The sequence below is a fragment of the Pseudomonas corrugata genome (assembly GCF_001269905.1).
GTDB lineage: Bacteria > Pseudomonadota > Gammaproteobacteria > Pseudomonadales > Pseudomonadaceae > Aquipseudomonas > Aquipseudomonas corrugata.
The window spans coordinates 377,435-392,623 of the sequence record NZ_LHVK01000008.1; the positions used below are offsets into that span (position 1 = coordinate 377,435).

14 protein-coding genes are annotated in these 15,189 nt (G+C 60.6%); 3 read left to right on the plus strand and 11 right to left on the minus strand.

The window, feature by feature from the left end; translation table 11 throughout:
* Window positions 1–78 precede the first annotated feature (78 nt).
* Window positions 79–984: a LysR family transcriptional regulator gene (locus tag AD665_RS12860; RefSeq protein ID WP_033034675.1), complete on the minus strand. Its 906-nt coding sequence runs from the start codon at window positions 982–984 to the stop codon at window positions 79–81.
* Window positions 985–1,096: 112 nt separating this feature from the next.
* Between AD665_RS12860 and AD665_RS12865 the strand changes: the two genes are divergently transcribed.
* Both AD665_RS12865 and AD665_RS12870 read left to right on the plus strand, forming a co-directional pair.
* Entirely contained in the window at window positions 1,097–1,975 is an 879-nt protein-coding gene (locus AD665_RS12865) for an MBL fold metallo-hydrolase (protein ID WP_053192356.1), read from the plus strand.
* Between the two features lie 173 nt (window positions 1,976–2,148).
* Window positions 2,149–2,763, plus strand: a complete 615-nt coding sequence (locus AD665_RS12870; protein WP_024779487.1) for an NAD(P)-dependent oxidoreductase — start codon at window positions 2,149–2,151, stop codon at window positions 2,761–2,763.
* 48 nt (window positions 2,764–2,811) lie between these two features.
* Here AD665_RS12870 and AD665_RS12875 read toward each other — a convergent pair whose 3' ends face one another.
* From AD665_RS12875 to glpK, 10 genes are all read right to left on the minus strand, one after another.
* On the minus strand, window positions 2,812–3,141 hold the full coding sequence (locus tag AD665_RS12875) for a GlpM family protein (RefSeq protein ID WP_170167956.1): 330 nt from the start codon (window positions 3,139–3,141) through the stop codon (window positions 2,812–2,814).
* Window positions 3,142–3,167: 26 nt separating this feature from the next.
* Window positions 3,168–4,496, minus strand: coding sequence for a two-component response regulator AauR (gene aauR, locus AD665_RS12880; protein WP_024779489.1), 1,329 nt, complete (start codon window positions 4,494–4,496; stop codon window positions 3,168–3,170).
* Window positions 4,493–6,394: a two-component sensor histidine kinase AauS gene (gene aauS, locus AD665_RS12885; protein WP_024779490.1), complete on the minus strand. Its 1,902-nt coding sequence runs from the start codon at window positions 6,392–6,394 to the stop codon at window positions 4,493–4,495. Before aauS ends, aauR begins: the two co-directional genes overlap by 4 nt.
* A 163-nt stretch (window positions 6,395–6,557) precedes the next feature.
* Window positions 6,558–7,292 carry an amino acid ABC transporter ATP-binding protein gene (locus AD665_RS12890; RefSeq protein WP_024779491.1) on the minus strand — a complete coding sequence of 245 codons (735 nt, stop codon included), beginning with the start codon at window positions 7,290–7,292 and terminating at the stop codon, window positions 6,558–6,560.
* Window positions 7,289–7,960, minus strand: coding sequence for an amino acid ABC transporter permease (locus AD665_RS12895; protein ID WP_024779492.1), 672 nt, complete (start codon window positions 7,958–7,960; stop codon window positions 7,289–7,291). Before AD665_RS12895 ends, AD665_RS12890 begins: the two co-directional genes overlap by 4 nt.
* On the minus strand, window positions 7,960–8,706 hold the full coding sequence (locus AD665_RS12900; protein ID WP_024779493.1) for an amino acid ABC transporter permease: 747 nt from the start codon (window positions 8,704–8,706) through the stop codon (window positions 7,960–7,962). The genes AD665_RS12895 and AD665_RS12900 overlap by 1 nt, the downstream gene beginning before the upstream one ends.
* A gap of 192 nt (window positions 8,707–8,898) precedes the next feature.
* On the minus strand, window positions 8,899–9,813 hold the full coding sequence (locus AD665_RS12905) for a glutamate/aspartate ABC transporter substrate-binding protein (protein WP_024779494.1): 915 nt from the start codon (window positions 9,811–9,813) through the stop codon (window positions 8,899–8,901).
* Between the two features lie 437 nt (window positions 9,814–10,250).
* Window positions 10,251–11,789, minus strand: coding sequence for a glycerol-3-phosphate dehydrogenase (gene glpD, locus AD665_RS12910; RefSeq protein ID WP_024779495.1), 1,539 nt, complete (start codon window positions 11,787–11,789; stop codon window positions 10,251–10,253).
* 245 nt (window positions 11,790–12,034) lie between these two features.
* The gene (locus AD665_RS12915; protein WP_053192357.1) at window positions 12,035–12,790 is read right to left on the minus strand and encodes a DeoR/GlpR family transcriptional regulator; all 756 of its coding nucleotides are present in this window, start codon (window positions 12,788–12,790) and stop codon (window positions 12,035–12,037) included.
* Window positions 12,791–12,884: 94 nt separating this feature from the next.
* Window positions 12,885–14,390: a glycerol kinase GlpK gene (gene glpK, locus AD665_RS12920; RefSeq protein WP_024779497.1), complete on the minus strand. Its 1,506-nt coding sequence runs from the start codon at window positions 14,388–14,390 to the stop codon at window positions 12,885–12,887.
* Between the two features lie 196 nt (window positions 14,391–14,586).
* Between glpK and ybaK the strand changes: the two genes are divergently transcribed.
* Window positions 14,587–15,057, plus strand: a complete 471-nt coding sequence (gene ybaK / locus AD665_RS12925) for a Cys-tRNA(Pro) deacylase (RefSeq protein WP_053192359.1) — start codon at window positions 14,587–14,589, stop codon at window positions 15,055–15,057.
* Window positions 15,058–15,189 lie beyond the last annotated feature (132 nt).

A 15,189-nucleotide genomic window follows, 5' to 3' on the forward strand; every position in this document is an offset into this window, starting at 1 on the left:
AGTTGCGCAAATGTTGACTGATACTCCGCCATCGCGAGCAGGCTCGCTCCCACAGGGACAGTGGTGAGGAAGTATTTTTTACAACCCCACATCCCACTCCGGCGTCTCGGGAAACCTCTCCACCAGGAAATCCACCAGGCTGCGCAGCGCTGAAGGCATGTGCCGACGTGATGCGTACACCGCGTACATGTTCATCTGCCGGGGTTCGGCGTGGGCCAGCAGGCGGGTCAGTTCGCCGCTCTTGATATGGGCGCCGGCCTGGTAGCTGGGCAGCATCGCCACGCCGGCACCGGCCATGGTCGCCCGTAGCAAGGTGCTGGCGTCGTTGCCGCTGATATTACCCTGCACCGGCACCGAGACCTGCTCGCCGTCCTGCTCGAAATGCCAGAGGCTCTTGCCCACGTAGGAGTGGGTCAGGCAATTGTGCAGGCTCAGATCCTCGACCCGTTGCGGTGCCGGGTATTCGCGCAGGTAACCGGGCGAGGCACAGATCACCGAGCGGCAGACGGTGAGGCGCCGGGCGATCAGGCTGGGGTCCAGGTCGTTGCTCATGCGGATCGCCAGGTCGATACGCTCGTCCACCAGGTTCACGGTGCGATCCAGCATTTGCAGGTCGACGCTCACCCCCGGATACCGGCTGACATACTCGGCGATCGCCGCTGCCAGTTGGGCCTGGCCGAACGAGGTGCTGGCGCTGATGCGCAATATGCCCCGCGGGGCGTCGTCTGGCGCGCTGACAGCCGCCTGCATGTCGCTGGACAGCTCAAGCATCTGTCGGCAGCGCGGCAGTGTCTCTATGCCTGCGGCCGTCAGGCTCAGTTTGCGGGTGGTGCGATGCATCAGCCGGGCACCGACCCAATCCTCCAGCTCCGCCAGATACCGCGAGACCACCGGCCGCGACAGGTCCAGATACTCGGCCGCTGCCGACTGGCTGCCCAGGTCCACCACGGCGACAAACACCCGCATTGCTTGTAGACGATCCATGATTTGCCCGCTTTCAGAAACAAACTATGTCGTAGCATCGCATTTTTTGGAACGAACCGGATGACTAAGCTTCGTTCCATTGCCCTCGGGCCCATGGACAACGGAGCACAGCATGACCGCAATCACCCCATTCAAGCGCCTGTTGCTGGCAACCGCCGGCCTGGTCTTCACCGTCCACACCTGGGCCGCCGACCTTACGTTGGACGTCTACAATCCTGGCGAGGCGGCGGTTTTCCCGGTGACCTCGGTGCTGGTCAGCGGCGCAAAGGAGGCGATTCTGGTGGATGCCCAGTTCGGCAAGTCCCAGGCTGAACAGGTGGTGCAGAAAATCCGCGCCAGCGGCAAACAATTGACCGCGATTTATATCAGCCATGGCGACCCGGACTACTATTTCGGCCTGGAAACCCTGACCGCTGCGTTCCCTGAAGCCAAGGTGCTGGCGTCTGCCCCGACCGTCGAGCACATCAAGCAGACCGTCGACGGCAAGCTTAAATACTGGGGGCCGATCCTGAAGGCCGACGCGCCGGCCAAGGCTGTCGTGCCCCAAGTGCTCAAGGGCGACAGCCTGATGCTGGAAGGCCAGCGCTTGCAGATCGTCGGCCTCGACGGTCCACAACCGGACCGCAGTTTCCTGTGGATTCCTTCGATCAAGGCGGTGGTCGGCGGTGTGGTGGTGGCCGAGAACATTCACGTCTGGATGGCCGACACCCAGACGCCGCAATCCCATAAGGATTGGCTGGCGACCCTGGCCGGTATTGAGAGGTTGCAACCGAGCACCGTGATCCCGGGGCATTACCTGGGCGAGAGTGCCCGCTCCCTGGCCGCGGTCACCTTCACCGCCGGGTACATCAAGGCGTTCGACGAAGAGACCGCTCGCGCCAAGGATTCCGCTGCGCTGATCGCGGCCATTAAACAACGTTATCCCAACCTGGGTGAAGACAGCTCCCTGGCGCTCAGTGCCAAGGTGGCGAAGGGGGAGATGAAGTGGTGAGGGACTCGTTCTTGTTATGCAGGAGCAAGGTCTGTGGGAGCAAGGCTTGCCCGCGATGAATTTGATACGGTCTTTCTGAAAATCGCGGCGTCTGTATCGCGAGCAAGCTTTGCTCCCACAGGCTTTGTATTCACAACAGCATTTTCAAACATCGTTAATCACAGGAGAACACCATGAGCAAAATCGCAATCATCGGTGCTACCGGTCGTGCCGGCAGCCAACTGTTGGAAGAGGCCCTGCGTCGCGGTCACAGTGTGACGGCCATCGCCCGTAATACCGCGAAAATCGGGGAAAGGACCGGGGTGACCTGCAAGCAACTGGACGTACTGGACAGCGAGGCGTTGACTGCCGCAGTCGACGGTCACGATGTCGTGATCAGCGCTGCCCACTTTGCCACCGTATCGGCCGACAAGATTGTCGCTCCGCTGAAGGCCGCCGGGGTCAAGCGGTTACTGGTGGTGGGCGGCGCAGGCTCGCTGCTGTTGCCGGACAATAGCCGGGTGATCGACAGCGATGGTTTTCCAGAGGAATACCTTGCCGAAGCCACTGCCGGTGCTTTGTTCCTGGACGTGCTGCGCAAGGAGCAGGACCTGGACTGGACCTTCCTCTCGCCCTCGGCGGAGTTCGTGGAAACCGCACGCACCGGCCAGTTTCGGCTCGGCAAGGATCATCTGATGTTTGACGCCGCCGGGCGCAGCTGGATCAGCTTTGCCGACTACGCCATTGCGATGATCGATGAAGTGGAAGCACCGCAGTTCTCAGGCACGCGGTTCACTGTCGGCTACTGATCCGGCGCGATCGCGAGCAAGCTCGCTCCCACAGGGTGCCGTCAACATTCAGCCGTGCACCCTCACCCAGACACTGACCAGCACCGTTGCCGCCATCAGCCAGGCCACGGCCGCCACGGCCAGCGAAGCCTCGAGGCGCATGCGGTCGACCATGATGTACAACGTCGCCAGATAAACGAAGTAGGGAATGATCGACCACATGCCAAATACGATGGTGGTCTTCAGGTCATCTACCGAGCGGCCCTTGCCGACGATGTAATGGGCGATCAGGGCGAAGGTGGGAAACAACGGCACCAGACCGGCGATGTAGTAGTTTCGAGTCTTGGCGAGCATCGCCAGGATCACCACCACGGCCGCGCCAAGTGCCGCCTTGAAAATCAGGTCCACAGTTTCATCGTCCCCGATTAATGGCTCAGGCCGTATTTTTTGACTTTGTCGAACAGCGTGGTCTTGGCCATCCCCAGCTCCAGGCTGGCCTGGGTCAGGTTGCCACCGCTGCGTTGCAGGGCGTCGACCAGCAGGTTGCGCTCGAAGGCTTCCACCGCTTCGGCGAAGGCCAGGCCCTGGCTGCCGCCGCTGGCCCCGGATTTCTTGAAGGCCGGCAGGCCGAGGGCGAAGCGTTCGGCGACGTTGCGCAGCTCCCGCACGTTGCCTGGCCAGTCGTGGCTCATCAGATTGGACAGGGTCTGGTTGTCCAGCTCCGGCGCCGTACGGTCGAAGCGCAGGGACGATTGCTGAAGAAAATGCTCGAACAGCTGCAGGATGTCTTCCCGCCGTTCGCGCAGTGGTGGCAGTTCCAGGGTCACCACGTTGAGACGGTAATACAGGTCGCTGCGAAACTGTCCGGTCCGACCCAGTTCATCCAGGTCGGACTTGGTGGCGGCGATTACCCGGCAATCCACGGCCACGCTCTGGTTCGAGCCCAGCCGTTCGAGGGTGCGTTCCTGCAGCACGCGCAACAACTTGATCTGCAAGGACAGGGGCATGCTTTCCACTTCATCGAGAAACAGCGTGCCGCCGTCGGCATGCTCGATCTTGCCGATCCGCCGCTTGCCGGCACCAGTGAAGGCATTGGCCTCATGGCCGAAAATCTCGCTTTCGAACAGGTTCTCTGGCAAGCCGCCGCAGTTAAGCGCGACGAACTGTTTGTCATGACGTCGGCTGAAATCATGCAGGCAACGGGCGACCAGTTCCTTGCCGGTACCGGTTTCGCCTTCGATCAGCACGTTGGCCGATGTGTCAGCGACATTGGCGATCAACTCCCGCAAATGCTGCATGGCCGGCGAGCGACCGATGATCCTGCCCTCCAGGGAGTCGCGTTGGGCCAGTTGCCGGCGCAGCGAAGTCACCTCTCGGGCCAGACTGCGTTTTTCCAGGGCACGGCGGGCGACGTCCACCAGGCGCTCGGGGGAGAAGGGTTTCTCCATGAAGTCGTAGGCGCCTTTCTGCATCGCGTCCACCGCCATGGAGATGTCGCCGTGACCGGTGATCAGCACCACCGGCAGACTGCGGTCCCGTGCCTTGAGGCGGGTCAGCAGCTCCAGTCCATCGATGCCCGGCAGACGGATGTCGCTGATGACGATGCCGGCAAAGTCATCGCCGACCCGCTCCAGGGCTTCTTCGGCGCTGCCCACGCCGACGCAGGGAATGTCTTCCAGGGCCAGGGCCTGCTGGCAGCCCAGCAGGACATGGGGATCGTCTTCGACGATCAGTACGCTCAGGTCGTTGTTCATAGCGGCTCGGCAGATAAAGGGCTTACCAACGGTAAACTGAGGACAAAGGTGCTGCCACCGCCATCCGGGTGCTCGACATCCAGGTGCCCGCCAGCGGCGGCGGCCAGGCTCGCCGAGAGCGTCAGGCCCAGGCCCAGGCCTTGTTCGCCGGGCTTGGTGGTGAAGAAAGGCTCGAACAGATGCTTGCGCGTTTCCGGGTCGATGCCGTGGCCATTGTCCCGAACCCGCAGGCGATATTTTCCATCCTGGGCCTGGCCTTCGAGCCACAGCCGTGGCTCGGGTCGATTCTGCATGGCGTCCAGGGCATTACCGATCAGGTTCACCAGGATCTGCTCCAGGCGTGTCTGGTCGATCTGCACCTGGATGTCATCGAAGCCGGCATGCACCTGGATACCCTGGCTTTCAAGGCGACCGGCCAGCAGTTGCAGGGCGGCCTCGACGGCCTTGCCGAGGCTGGCCCGGCCCTTGTCGTCCCCGCGCCGGGCGAAGGAACGCAGGCTGGCGGTGATCCGACCCATGCGATCGATCAGTTCGTTGATGGTCTTGAGGTTGGCGCTGGCGGTATCCAGCTGGCCGCGTTCCAGGAAGCGCACGGTGTTGCCGGACAAGGTGCGCAGCGCGGCCAGCGGCTGGTTTAGCTCGTGGGCGATGCTGGTGGACATCTGCCCGATGGCTGCCAGTTTGCCGGCCTGTACCAGTTCGTCCTGGGCCCGGCGCAACGTTTCTTCGGCCTGCCGGCGTTCGCGGATCTGGCTCTTGAGCCGATCGTTGCTGGCCCGCAGGTCGGTGGTGCGTTCGGTAATCCGACGCTCGAGCTGGCTGTTGGCTTCCTGCAAGGCTTCGCGTGCGGCGAGGCGGGTGGCGATGACCTTGCGCCGTTCGTTCCAGGCGATCAGCAGGAACGCCACCAGGGCGAAGGCCACGGCCACCAGAATGCCTTGGTTGATCGACTGGCGTCGCAGGTCTTCCAGAGGGGTCAGCAGGGTGAAGTTCCACGGCGTGTCGTTCAGGGGCCGGGTCTGCGAGAGGTAACTGATGGCCTGTTTTTCGGCGGCCACTTCGGTGTTGGCCGGGAAGGTCAGTTTTTCCATGCCTTCGCTCAACCGCTCCCGGGCCAGGGGGATCAGTTCGTTCAGCGGGAACCAATAATACTGCAGGCTGCGGGCCAGGCGTTCCTTGGTGTCATCACTCAACGGACGCACGGACTTGAGTCGTCGTGCCGGGTCGCTGGAGAGGATGATGATGCCATTCTCGTCACTGACGAAAGCCTCCAGGCGCGCCCGCTGCCAACGCTCCTCCATGGCTTCGAGCCTTACCTTGACCACAGCCACGCCGATGATCTTGCCCTGTTGTTCGAGACCATGGGCCAGGTAATAGCCCGGCTCGCCGTTGGTACTGCCGATGCCGTAGAAGCGTCCCGGTTGGCCGCGTACGGCATTCTGGAAGTAGGCGCGGAAGGACAAGTCTTCGCCCAGGTAGCTGTCGACGTCGCGCCAGTTGCTGGTGGCCATGACCCGGCCGGTGGTGTCCATTATGTAGATGGCCCGGCTGCGGCTGCGGCGGTTCAGGCCTTCGAGGTATTCGTTGACGGTTTTGCGATGTTCCGGTGTCGGATCGTCGAGCAGTTGCGAGACGCTGGATTCAAGCTCCAGCAGGCTGGGCAGGTAGGTGTACTTGCTGATCTCGCTTTCCACCGCGCGGGCGTGCAGCTCCAACTGGCGCTCGCCATTCTCGGCGAGGCTGCGAATGCCGTAGTGCTCGCTGATCCAGAAACCAAGGTAACCCAGGCCGATCATCAGCGCGATGATCAACGGCGGCAGGAACAGATGGCGGATCAGGCGGGGTTTCACGGCAAGTGATGGCGGCGTCGCGCGATAGAGGGTGGGGTCGCATTTCATCACAGAAGCCTTGGGTCAACCACAACACAAATCTACAAACCAACACCCGGCTCCTTGTGGGAGCGAGTCTGCTCGCGATGAGGCCGGTACAATCAACGTCGATGTTGAATGTCAGTCCGTTTTCGCGAGCAGGCTCGCTCCCACAGGAGAGTGGGCTGAGCTGTCAGTGCTGCAGGATTTTCTCAAGGAAGTGCTGCGCACGTTCGGAGCGGGCGCTGATGTCGCCGAAGAACTCCTCCTTCGGGCAGTCTTCGATGATCTGGCCCTGATCCATGAAGATCACCCGGTTCGCTACCTTGCGGGCGAAGCCCATTTCGTGGGTCACGCACATCATGGTCATGCCTTCGTGGGCCAGTTGCACCATCACGTCCAGCACTTCGTTGACCATTTCCGGGTCGAGGGCCGAGGTCGGTTCGTCGAACAGCATCACCACCGGGTCCATCGCCAGTGCGCGGGCAATCGCCACGCGCTGCTGCTGGCCGCCGGAGAGCTGGCCCGGATGCTTGTGGGCATGGGCCGAGAGACCGACCCGATCGAGCAATTGCAGACCTTTTTTGGTGGCTTCTTCCTTGCTGCGGCCCAGCACCTTGATCTGCGCGATGGTCAGGTTCTCGGTGATGGTCAGGTGCGGGAACAGTTCGAAGTGCTGGAACACCATGCCCACCCGCGAACGCAGTTTCGGCAGGTTGGTCTTCGGGTCGGCGATGGAGGTGCCGTCGACCACGATGTCGCCTTTCTGGAACGGCTCCAGGGCGTTCACGCACTTGATCAGGGTGGACTTGCCCGAACCCGACGGACCGCACACCACCACCACTTCACCTTTGCTGACCTCGGTGCTGCAATTGGTCAGTACCTGGAAGTCCCCATACCACTTGTTGATGTTCTTGATAGAGATCATACGGCGAACCTTTTTTGCAGACGCTTGACCAGCAGCGAGGCGGCAAAGCTGATTGTGAAGTACACGAGACCTGCGACGATCAGGAACTCATTGGAGCGGCCGATGATGTCGCCATTGGCTCGCGAAGCATTGAGGAAGTCCACCAGGCCGACGGTGTAGACCAGCGAGGTGTCCTGAAACAGGATGATGCTCTGCTGCAGCAGCAGCGGGGTCATCTTGCGAAACGCCTGGGGCAGGATGATCAGGCGCATGGTCTGGCCATAATTCATGCCCAGCGCCTGGGCGGCGCCCATCTGGCCTTTGGGGATCGACTGCACGCCGGCCCGCACGATTTCGCAGAAGTACGCCGCTTCGAACATCATGAACGCCACGACGCAGGAGCCGAACGCGCCGATTGGCGTGTCTTCGCCGGTGATCCAGCGCAGCACGAACGGCACCGCCAGGTAGAACCAGGTGATCACCAGTAGCAGCGGGATCGAGCGAAAGTAGTTGACGTAGGCGCCGGCAATGTTGGACAGCAACTTGTTATGGGACAGGCGCATCAACGCCAGGATCGTGCCCAGGACGATCCCGCCAATCACGCCCAGGACCATCAGCTTGAGGGTCATCACCATGCCGTTCCACAGGCCGGGAATCGCCGGAACGACGCCACTGAAATCGAATTCCATTATTTACCCCCCACGGAAATGAGGCCGGGCACCGCGACTTTTTTCTCGATCATGCGCATGAGCAACATCAGGCTCATGTTCAGGGTGAAATAGATCAGTGTCGCCAAGGTGAAGGCTTCGAACAGGTTGGCCGAGAACTCGGCGGTCTGCTTGGTCTGCGCGAGCAGTTCCATCAGGCCGATCAGCGAGGCTACGGAGGAGTTCTTGAAGACGTTGAGGAATTCCGAGGTGAGTGGCGGAATGATGATCCGGTAGGCCTGGGGCAGCAGCACATTCCAGTAGATTTGTGGCAGCTTGAAGCCCATGGCCCGGGCGGCAGACTCCTGGCCACGTGGCAGTGCCTGGATACCGGTGCGCACCTGTTCGCAGACACGGGCGGCGGTGAACAGGCCCAGGCACACGACGACGCTCAGGTAGGCCGAGGTGGTCGGGTTCAGGTCCTGCTTGTACCACTCCTGCAGGTTCTCCGGCAGCAGGTCGGGCACCAGGAAGTACCAGATAAATAGCTGCACCAATAACGGCACGTTACGGAAAAGCTCGACGTAGCAGGTGGCGATACCCGACACCAGCCGGTTCGGTACGGTGCGCATCACGCCCAGGATCGAGCCCAGCAGCAGGGCGATGATCCAGGCCACGACGGCGATGGCGATGGTCCAGCCCAGGCCGGCGATGTACCAGTCGAGATAAGTCTCGCTGCCCACGCCGGTGGACTTGAAGAACACGCCCCAGTCCCAGTTGTAATTCATTAGGGTCTCCCCTCGGATCGTTCGATGTACAGATGCCCGTCTGGGGAAGCTCCGTTCCCGCCCGACCTTGAAGGCCAGGCACACCCGTCCGGCTCGACAGCCACCGGTTCGAGTGTTTCCTTATTGTCAGCTGGGAGTGACCATCCCCTGAAAGGGCCGGGCCCCTTCAGGAGATAAGGTTAGTCAGAAAAATCAGGACTTCTTGTCGTCAGCCGCTTTGTCGGTCGGGTTGGCGATCAGTGCCTTGAGCTCGTCGCTCATCGGGAAGTTCAGGTTCAGGTTTTTTGGTGGGATCGGCTGGGTGAACCATTTGTCGTAGATCTTGTTGATCTCGCCCGACGCATAGGTGGCCTTGATGGCGTCATCCACTGCCTTTTTGAACGGCTCGTCGCCTTTGCGCATCATGCAGCCGTAGATTTCGTAGGACTGTGGCGTACCGGTCACTTCCCAGTCGGAGGCCTTCTTGGCCTTGGCCGCTTCGCCGGCCAGCAGGGCGTCGTCCATCATGAACGCGACGGCACGACCCGATTCCAGCATCTGGAAGGACTCGCCGTGGTCCTTGGCGGAAATCACGTTCATGCCCATCTGCTTGTCGGCGTTCATCGACTTGAGGATGCGCTCGGAGGTGGTGCCTGCGGTGGTCACGACGTTCTTGCCTTTCAGATCGCCGAAATCCTTGTACTTGGAATCTTTCTTGGCGAGCAGGCGTGTGCCGATCTCGAAGATGCCAACGGAGAAGTCAACCTGCTGCTGACGCTCGACGTTGTTGGTGGTGGATCCGCATTCCAGGTCCACGGTGCCGTTCTGTACCAGCGGGATACGGGTTTGCGAAGTGACCAGGTTGTACTTGACCTGCAGGTCGGGCATGTCCAGGTCTTTTTTCAGGGCTTCGACGACTTTCAACTGGATGTCGTGGGAATAGCCGACCGGTTTGCCGGAAGCGTCCGCGATGTAGGAGAACGGAATGGAAGCGTCGCGATGCCCGAGCGTGATGACGCCGGACTCTTTGATCTTTTTCAGCGTGCCGGTCAGTTCGGCGGCGAAAGCTGGGGTGCTGATCAGAGCGACAGCAACGGCTGCGCCCAGGAGATGGGGAACGATACGCATCGATGTTTCCTCGACATTGTTTTTTTTATTTCAGCCGGTTCGGCCCTGAGTACTTCGAATGCCTGTCTGCTCCTGCTGTGTTGGCGTCCAGACATTCGTCTCGACGAGTGTAGAGCATGACCCGTGCCAGGCCAGTCGATCAGTGGTAACTTATTGTTTTATAAGTACATTAACGTTTTATTTCAGGTTTTTTATGAGCGAATTATCCGGTTAACCGAATCGACTGCAGGGTCGCGTTCGGAAAACCGAATGCCTTGAGTCCACATCGACCCCTGTGGGAGCGAGCCTGCTCGCGATAGCGATGGCACATCTAGCCTCTGTTGATTCAGACACACCGCTATCGCGAGCAGACTCGCACAGGGCCGGTGGCGAGATTTCAGACAGTAAAAAGCCCCTGAATCGGAGGATTCAGGGGCTTCGGTCGGGCAGGCTATCGATCAGGCCGCTTCGATCTTGCGGCGGTTGTGTGCGACTTTGTCCAGGTATTGCTGCAGCTTTTCCTGTTCGGCAGGGGTGGTGAACAGACCCAGCTTGCTGCGGCGCCACAGGATGTCCCGGGCATCGACGGCCCATTCGTCGCTGCACAGGTAGTCGACTTCCCGGGTATAGAGGCCGGCACCGATGAGCTCGCCCAGGTCGCTCAGGTTGTGCACGCCTTCGAGCATGCGCCAGGTACGGCTGCCGTAGGTGGTGGCCCAACGGCGCGCGAGGTCGGTGGGTACCCAGTCGTACTTGTCGCGGATCGCCGAGCAGAGTGCCTGCGGGGTGGTCATGTTTTCGCCACCGGGCAACGGGGCGTCGGCGGTCCAGCTCGGCCGCATCTGGGGGAAGTAGGGGGCCAGTTGCGCCATGGCCGATTCAGCCAGTTTGCGGTAGGTGGTCAGCTTGCCGCCGAACACCGACAGCAAGGGCGCCTCTTTGCCGCTACCGGAAAGCGCCAGGGTGTAGTCACGGGTCACGGCCGATGGGTTGTCGGACTCGTCATTGCACAGCGGACGCACACCGGAATAACTGTGCAGGATGTCGTCACGGCTGATCTGTTTCTTGAAGTGAGCATTGACCACATTCAACAGATAATCGGTTTCGCCGTCGGTAATCGCCACCTTGGCCGGATCACCGGTGTATTCGCGGTCGGTCGTGCCGATCAGGGTGAACTGGTTCAGGTAAGGAATGGTGAACACGATGCGCTGGTCTTCATTCTGAAGGATGTGCGCGTGTTCGCCCTCGTAGAGTTTCGGCACGATCACATGACTGCCCTGGATCAGGCGAATGCCGTAGGGCGATTCCATCTTCAGGTCATCGCGAATGAACTTGGCGACCCATGGGCCGGCCGCATTCACCAGTGCCTTGGCACGGATCGAAAACAGGCTGCCGTCGGCGCGTTCCAGGTGCAAATGCCACAGCCCGTTGCTGCGGCGGGCGTTCACGCAACGGGTCCGGGTGTGGACGTGCGCGCCTTTTTCCCGCGCCGTCATGGCGTTGAGCACCACCAGCCGTGCATCGTCGACCCAGCAATCGGAGTATTCGAAGCCCTTGGTGATCTCGCTTTTCAGCGCGCTGTCGGTACCGAATTTCAAGCTCTTGGAGCCGGCGAGTTGTTCGCGCTTGCCCAGGTGATCGTAGAGGAACAGGCCGGCACGGATCATCCAGGCCGGGCGCAGATGCGGGCGGTGGGGCAGTACGAAGCGCATCTGCTTGACGATGTGCGGGGCCTTGGCCAGCAGCACCTCGCGCTCGGCCAATGCTTCACGCACCAGGCGGAACTCGTAATGTTCGAGGTAGCGCAGCCCACCGTGGATCAGCTTGCTGCTGGCCGAGGAGGTATGGCTGGCCAAGTCGTCCTTTTCGCAAAGGAATACCGAAAGACCGCGACCGGCAGCGTCCGCGGCAATCCCTACGCCATTGATACCGCCACCAATGACGGCGATGTCGTAGATTTCGGCGATCGGGGGCGTAGGCAACGTGGAGGTGGGCATCGGCTGGCCTCGGGCTCTTTTCGTAACATTTGAATTCGAACATTAATGTTCATTTGCGAAAATACTAGCCCATTAACACGGCAACAGCTAGTCGACTTCGATTGAAAAAACTCATCGAGAATGGCCGAAAGGAAAATTTTCGAACATAAAAAGATCGCAGGCTTCGCCAGATCCTACGGGATGGTGTAGGAGCTGGCGAAGCCTGCGATCTCTTGAAGCTGAAAGCTTGTAGCTTGAAGCTGCCTCTAAACCACTTCCAAGCGAATCTTGTGCTGGCTCAGCAACTGCACCAAGGCCGGCACCGGTTGCTGGTCGGTTACCAGACAGTCAATCAGGGTGATGGGTCCCAGGCGGACCATGGCATTGCGCCCGAACTTGCTGGAGTCCGCCGCCAGCAGCACTTGCCGGGCGTTGGCGATGATCGCCTGGGAGACGCGCACTTCCTGGTAATCGAAGTCCAGCAGGCTGCCGTCTTCGTCGATCCCGCTGATACCCACCAGGGCGAAATCGACCTTGAACTGGTTGATGAAATCGACGCTGGCCTGGCCAACCACGCCGCCGTCGCGGCGCACGTTGCCACCGGCGATCAACACTTCGAAGTCGTCCTTGGCGCTGAGGATCGAAGCCACGTGCAGGTTGTTGGTGATGATTTTCAGCTGGTTGTGGTTGAGCAGCGCCCGGGCGATGGATTCGGTGGTGGTGCCGATGTTGATGAACAGCGACGCATGATCGGGGATCTGGGCGGCGATGGCTTCGGCAATGCGTTGTTTCTCATCACGCATCTGATCGGCGCGCATGGCATAGGCGGTGTTTTCAACGCTCGAATCATAGGCGGCGCCACCGTGGTAGCGACGCAGCAGATTCACCTCGGCCAGCTGATTGATATCACGGCGGATGGTTTGCGGGGTGACAACGAACAACTGAGCCATTTCCTCGATGCTGACATAGCCACGTTCACGGACCAGTTCGAGGATTTGCTGCTGACGGGGAGGCAGATTCATGGGGCTTCCTTTGGGCTGCCATGCAAAATTTGCCCATGATGCCGCAGGAATCCACTCCCGACCAGTTTCACTCCTTCTTCATGCCGGTTTCAGGCTATTCGGCGTCTTCGTGAGATTCCCAATCGCGGGTGCGGCTGATGGCTTTTTTCCAGCCGGCGTAAAGTTTTTCCTTCGCCTGTTCGTCCAGTTGCGGCTCGAACCGGCGCTCGATCACCGCTTTGCCGCGCAGTTCTTCCAGGCTGCCCCAGAAGCCGCACGCCAGGCCCGCCAGGTAGGCGGCGCCCAAGGCCGTGGTCTCGCGCATTTTCGGGCGCTCGACCTGGGTGCCGAGGATGTCGGCCTGGAACTGCATCAGGAAGTTGTTCGCCACCGCGCCGCCGTCAACGCGCAAGGCCTTGAGGCGCTCCCCTGAATCCTGTTGCATGGCGTCGAGCACGTCGCGAGTCTGATAGGCAATCGACTCCAGCGCCGCGCGAATGATGTGATCGACCCGTACGCCGCGCGTCAGGCCGAACAGTGCGCCACGGGCATAGGGGTCCCAGTACGGCGCGCCGAGGCCGGTGAAGGCGGGCACGAGGTACACGCCGTTGCTGTCCTTGACCTTGTTGGCGAAGTACTCGGTATCGAGGGCGTCGTTGACGATTTTCAGCTCGTCGCGCAGCCATTGCACCGTGGAGCCACCATTGAATACGGCACCTTCCAGGGCATAGGCCACTTCTCCGCGGGGGCCGCAGGCGATGGTGGTGAGCATGCCGTGATTGGATTTGACTGCCTTGTCCCCGGTATTCATCAGCAGGAAGCAACCGGTGCCGTAGGTGTTTTTCGCCTGGCCGGGCTCCACGCACATCTGGCCGAAGAGGGCGGCCTGCTGGTCGCCGGCGATACCGCCGATGGCGATGCCGCTCTTGGTGCGGCCGTAGATTTCCGAGGATGACTTCACTTCCGGCAACATTTCCCGGGGGATGTCGAGAATGTCGAGCATCTTCGCGTCCCACTCCAGGGAGTGGATGTTGAAAAGCATGGTGCGCGAGGCGTTGGTGTAGTCGGTGACGTGGACCTTGCCGCCGGTAAATTTCCAGATCAGCCAGCTATCGACGGTGCCGAATAGCAGTTCACCGTTGCGCGCCCGCTCACGACTGCCTTCTACGGTGTCCAGGATCCACTTGAGCTTGGTGCCGGAGAAGTACGGGTCGGTAACCAGGCCGGTGGTCTCGCTGATGTAGGGTTCGTGGCCGTCGCGCTTGAGCTGTTCGCAGATTTCGGTGCTGCGCCGACATTGCCAGACGATGGCGTTATAGATCGGACGGCCGGTGGTCTTGTCCCAGACAACCGTGGTTTCACGCTGGTTGGTGATACCGATGGCGGCAACCTGATCATGATGCAGGCCGGCCTGGGCCAGGGCTTCGACCATGACCGCGCTCTGGGTGGCGAAGATTTCCATCGGGTCATGCTCGACCCACCCGGCCTGGGGATAATGCTGGGCGAATTCGCGTTGGGCGGTGCAGACCACATTGGCGTCACGGTCGAAGATGATCGCGCGCGAGCTGGTCGTGCCCTGGTCGAGGGCAATGATGTAGTTCTTGTTCTGAATGTCGGTCATATCGATTGCCTTGGGACGTAATTCTGGTCTCGGATGGTACTCGAGACATGCGTTCTGGCTTTCACTTTCGAAAAAATATAGACAAGAAACGCTGCTGTCAAAGATTGAAAGTGAACCTCTGGTCATATTTTCAACTATTCGTGAAGTATGACTTAGAATCCCGGCCCACTCTTTTCTGATTTCTTCAGGAGCGGTCATGACCCCCGCATTGGATCTGCTTAAAAAAGTGCGCGCCGAGCATCGTATCCACAGTTACGACCACGATCCCAAGGCCGCCTCCTATGGCCTGGAGGCGGCGGAAAAGCTGGGGTTGAATCCAGCACAGGTGTTCAAGACATTGCTGGCCGCCAGTGAGAAAGGTGAATTGCTGGTGGCGGTGGTGCCCGTTGCGGGCAGCCTGGATCTGAAAGCGCTGGCCCATGCCGCCGGTGTGAAAAAAGTCGAGATGGCCGACCCGGCGGCTGCGCAACGCTCCACGGGTTATCTGTTGGGCGGTATCAGTCCGTTGGGACAGAAGAAGCGCTTGCGCACCTTCATCGACAATTCCGCTCAGCCATTCGCCAGCATCTATGTCAGCGCAGGGCGGCGGGGGTTGGAGGTGGAGCTGGCGCCCGGGGTGTTGGCGGAGCATACCGGGGCGGCGTTCGCCGATATCGGTCGCGCCTGATCCTCTGGCTAATGGCTTGTCTGGCTGAATTGCGCACTCAAGTTAGCCGCACAGGCCATTAGCAGATATTGCCCTACGCTGTAGGGTGAAAATTCACTTGATCTGTCACTGGCGCGACGGTGTCAAGGCGCC

Excerpts from the sequence above, each read along its gene's own strand:
- ybaK (WP_053192359.1), top strand. The coding sequence starts at position 14,587 with ATGACCCCCGCATTGGATCTGCTTAAAAAAGTGCGCGCCGAGCATCGT.
- aauR (WP_024779489.1), bottom strand. The coding sequence starts at position 4,496 with ATGAACAACGACCTGAGCGTACTGATCGTCGAAGACGATCCCCATGTC.
- AD665_RS12865 (WP_053192356.1), top strand. The coding sequence starts at position 1,097 with ATGACCGCAATCACCCCATTCAAGCGCCTGTTGCTGGCAACCGCCGGC.
- AD665_RS12860 (WP_033034675.1), bottom strand. The coding sequence starts at position 984 with ATGGATCGTCTACAAGCAATGCGGGTGTTTGTCGCCGTGGTGGACCTG.
- glpK (WP_024779497.1), bottom strand. The coding sequence starts at position 14,390 with ATGACCGACATTCAGAACAAGAACTACATCATTGCCCTCGACCAGGGC.
- AD665_RS12905 (WP_024779494.1), bottom strand. The coding sequence starts at position 9,813 with ATGCGTATCGTTCCCCATCTCCTGGGCGCAGCCGTTGCTGTCGCTCTG.
- AD665_RS12900 (WP_024779493.1), bottom strand. The coding sequence starts at position 8,706 with ATGAATTACAACTGGGACTGGGGCGTGTTCTTCAAGTCCACCGGCGTG.
- AD665_RS12870 (WP_024779487.1), top strand. The coding sequence starts at position 2,149 with ATGAGCAAAATCGCAATCATCGGTGCTACCGGTCGTGCCGGCAGCCAA.
- AD665_RS12895 (WP_024779492.1), bottom strand. The coding sequence starts at position 7,960 with ATGGAATTCGATTTCAGTGGCGTCGTTCCGGCGATTCCCGGCCTGTGG.
- aauS (WP_024779490.1), bottom strand. The coding sequence starts at position 6,394 with ATGAAATGCGACCCCACCCTCTATCGCGCGACGCCGCCATCACTTGCC.
- AD665_RS12915 (WP_053192357.1), bottom strand. The coding sequence starts at position 12,790 with ATGAATCTGCCTCCCCGTCAGCAGCAAATCCTCGAACTGGTCCGTGAA.
- glpD (WP_024779495.1), bottom strand. The coding sequence starts at position 11,789 with ATGCCCACCTCCACGTTGCCTACGCCCCCGATCGCCGAAATCTACGAC.
- AD665_RS12890 (WP_024779491.1), bottom strand. The coding sequence starts at position 7,292 with ATGATCTCTATCAAGAACATCAACAAGTGGTATGGGGACTTCCAGGTA.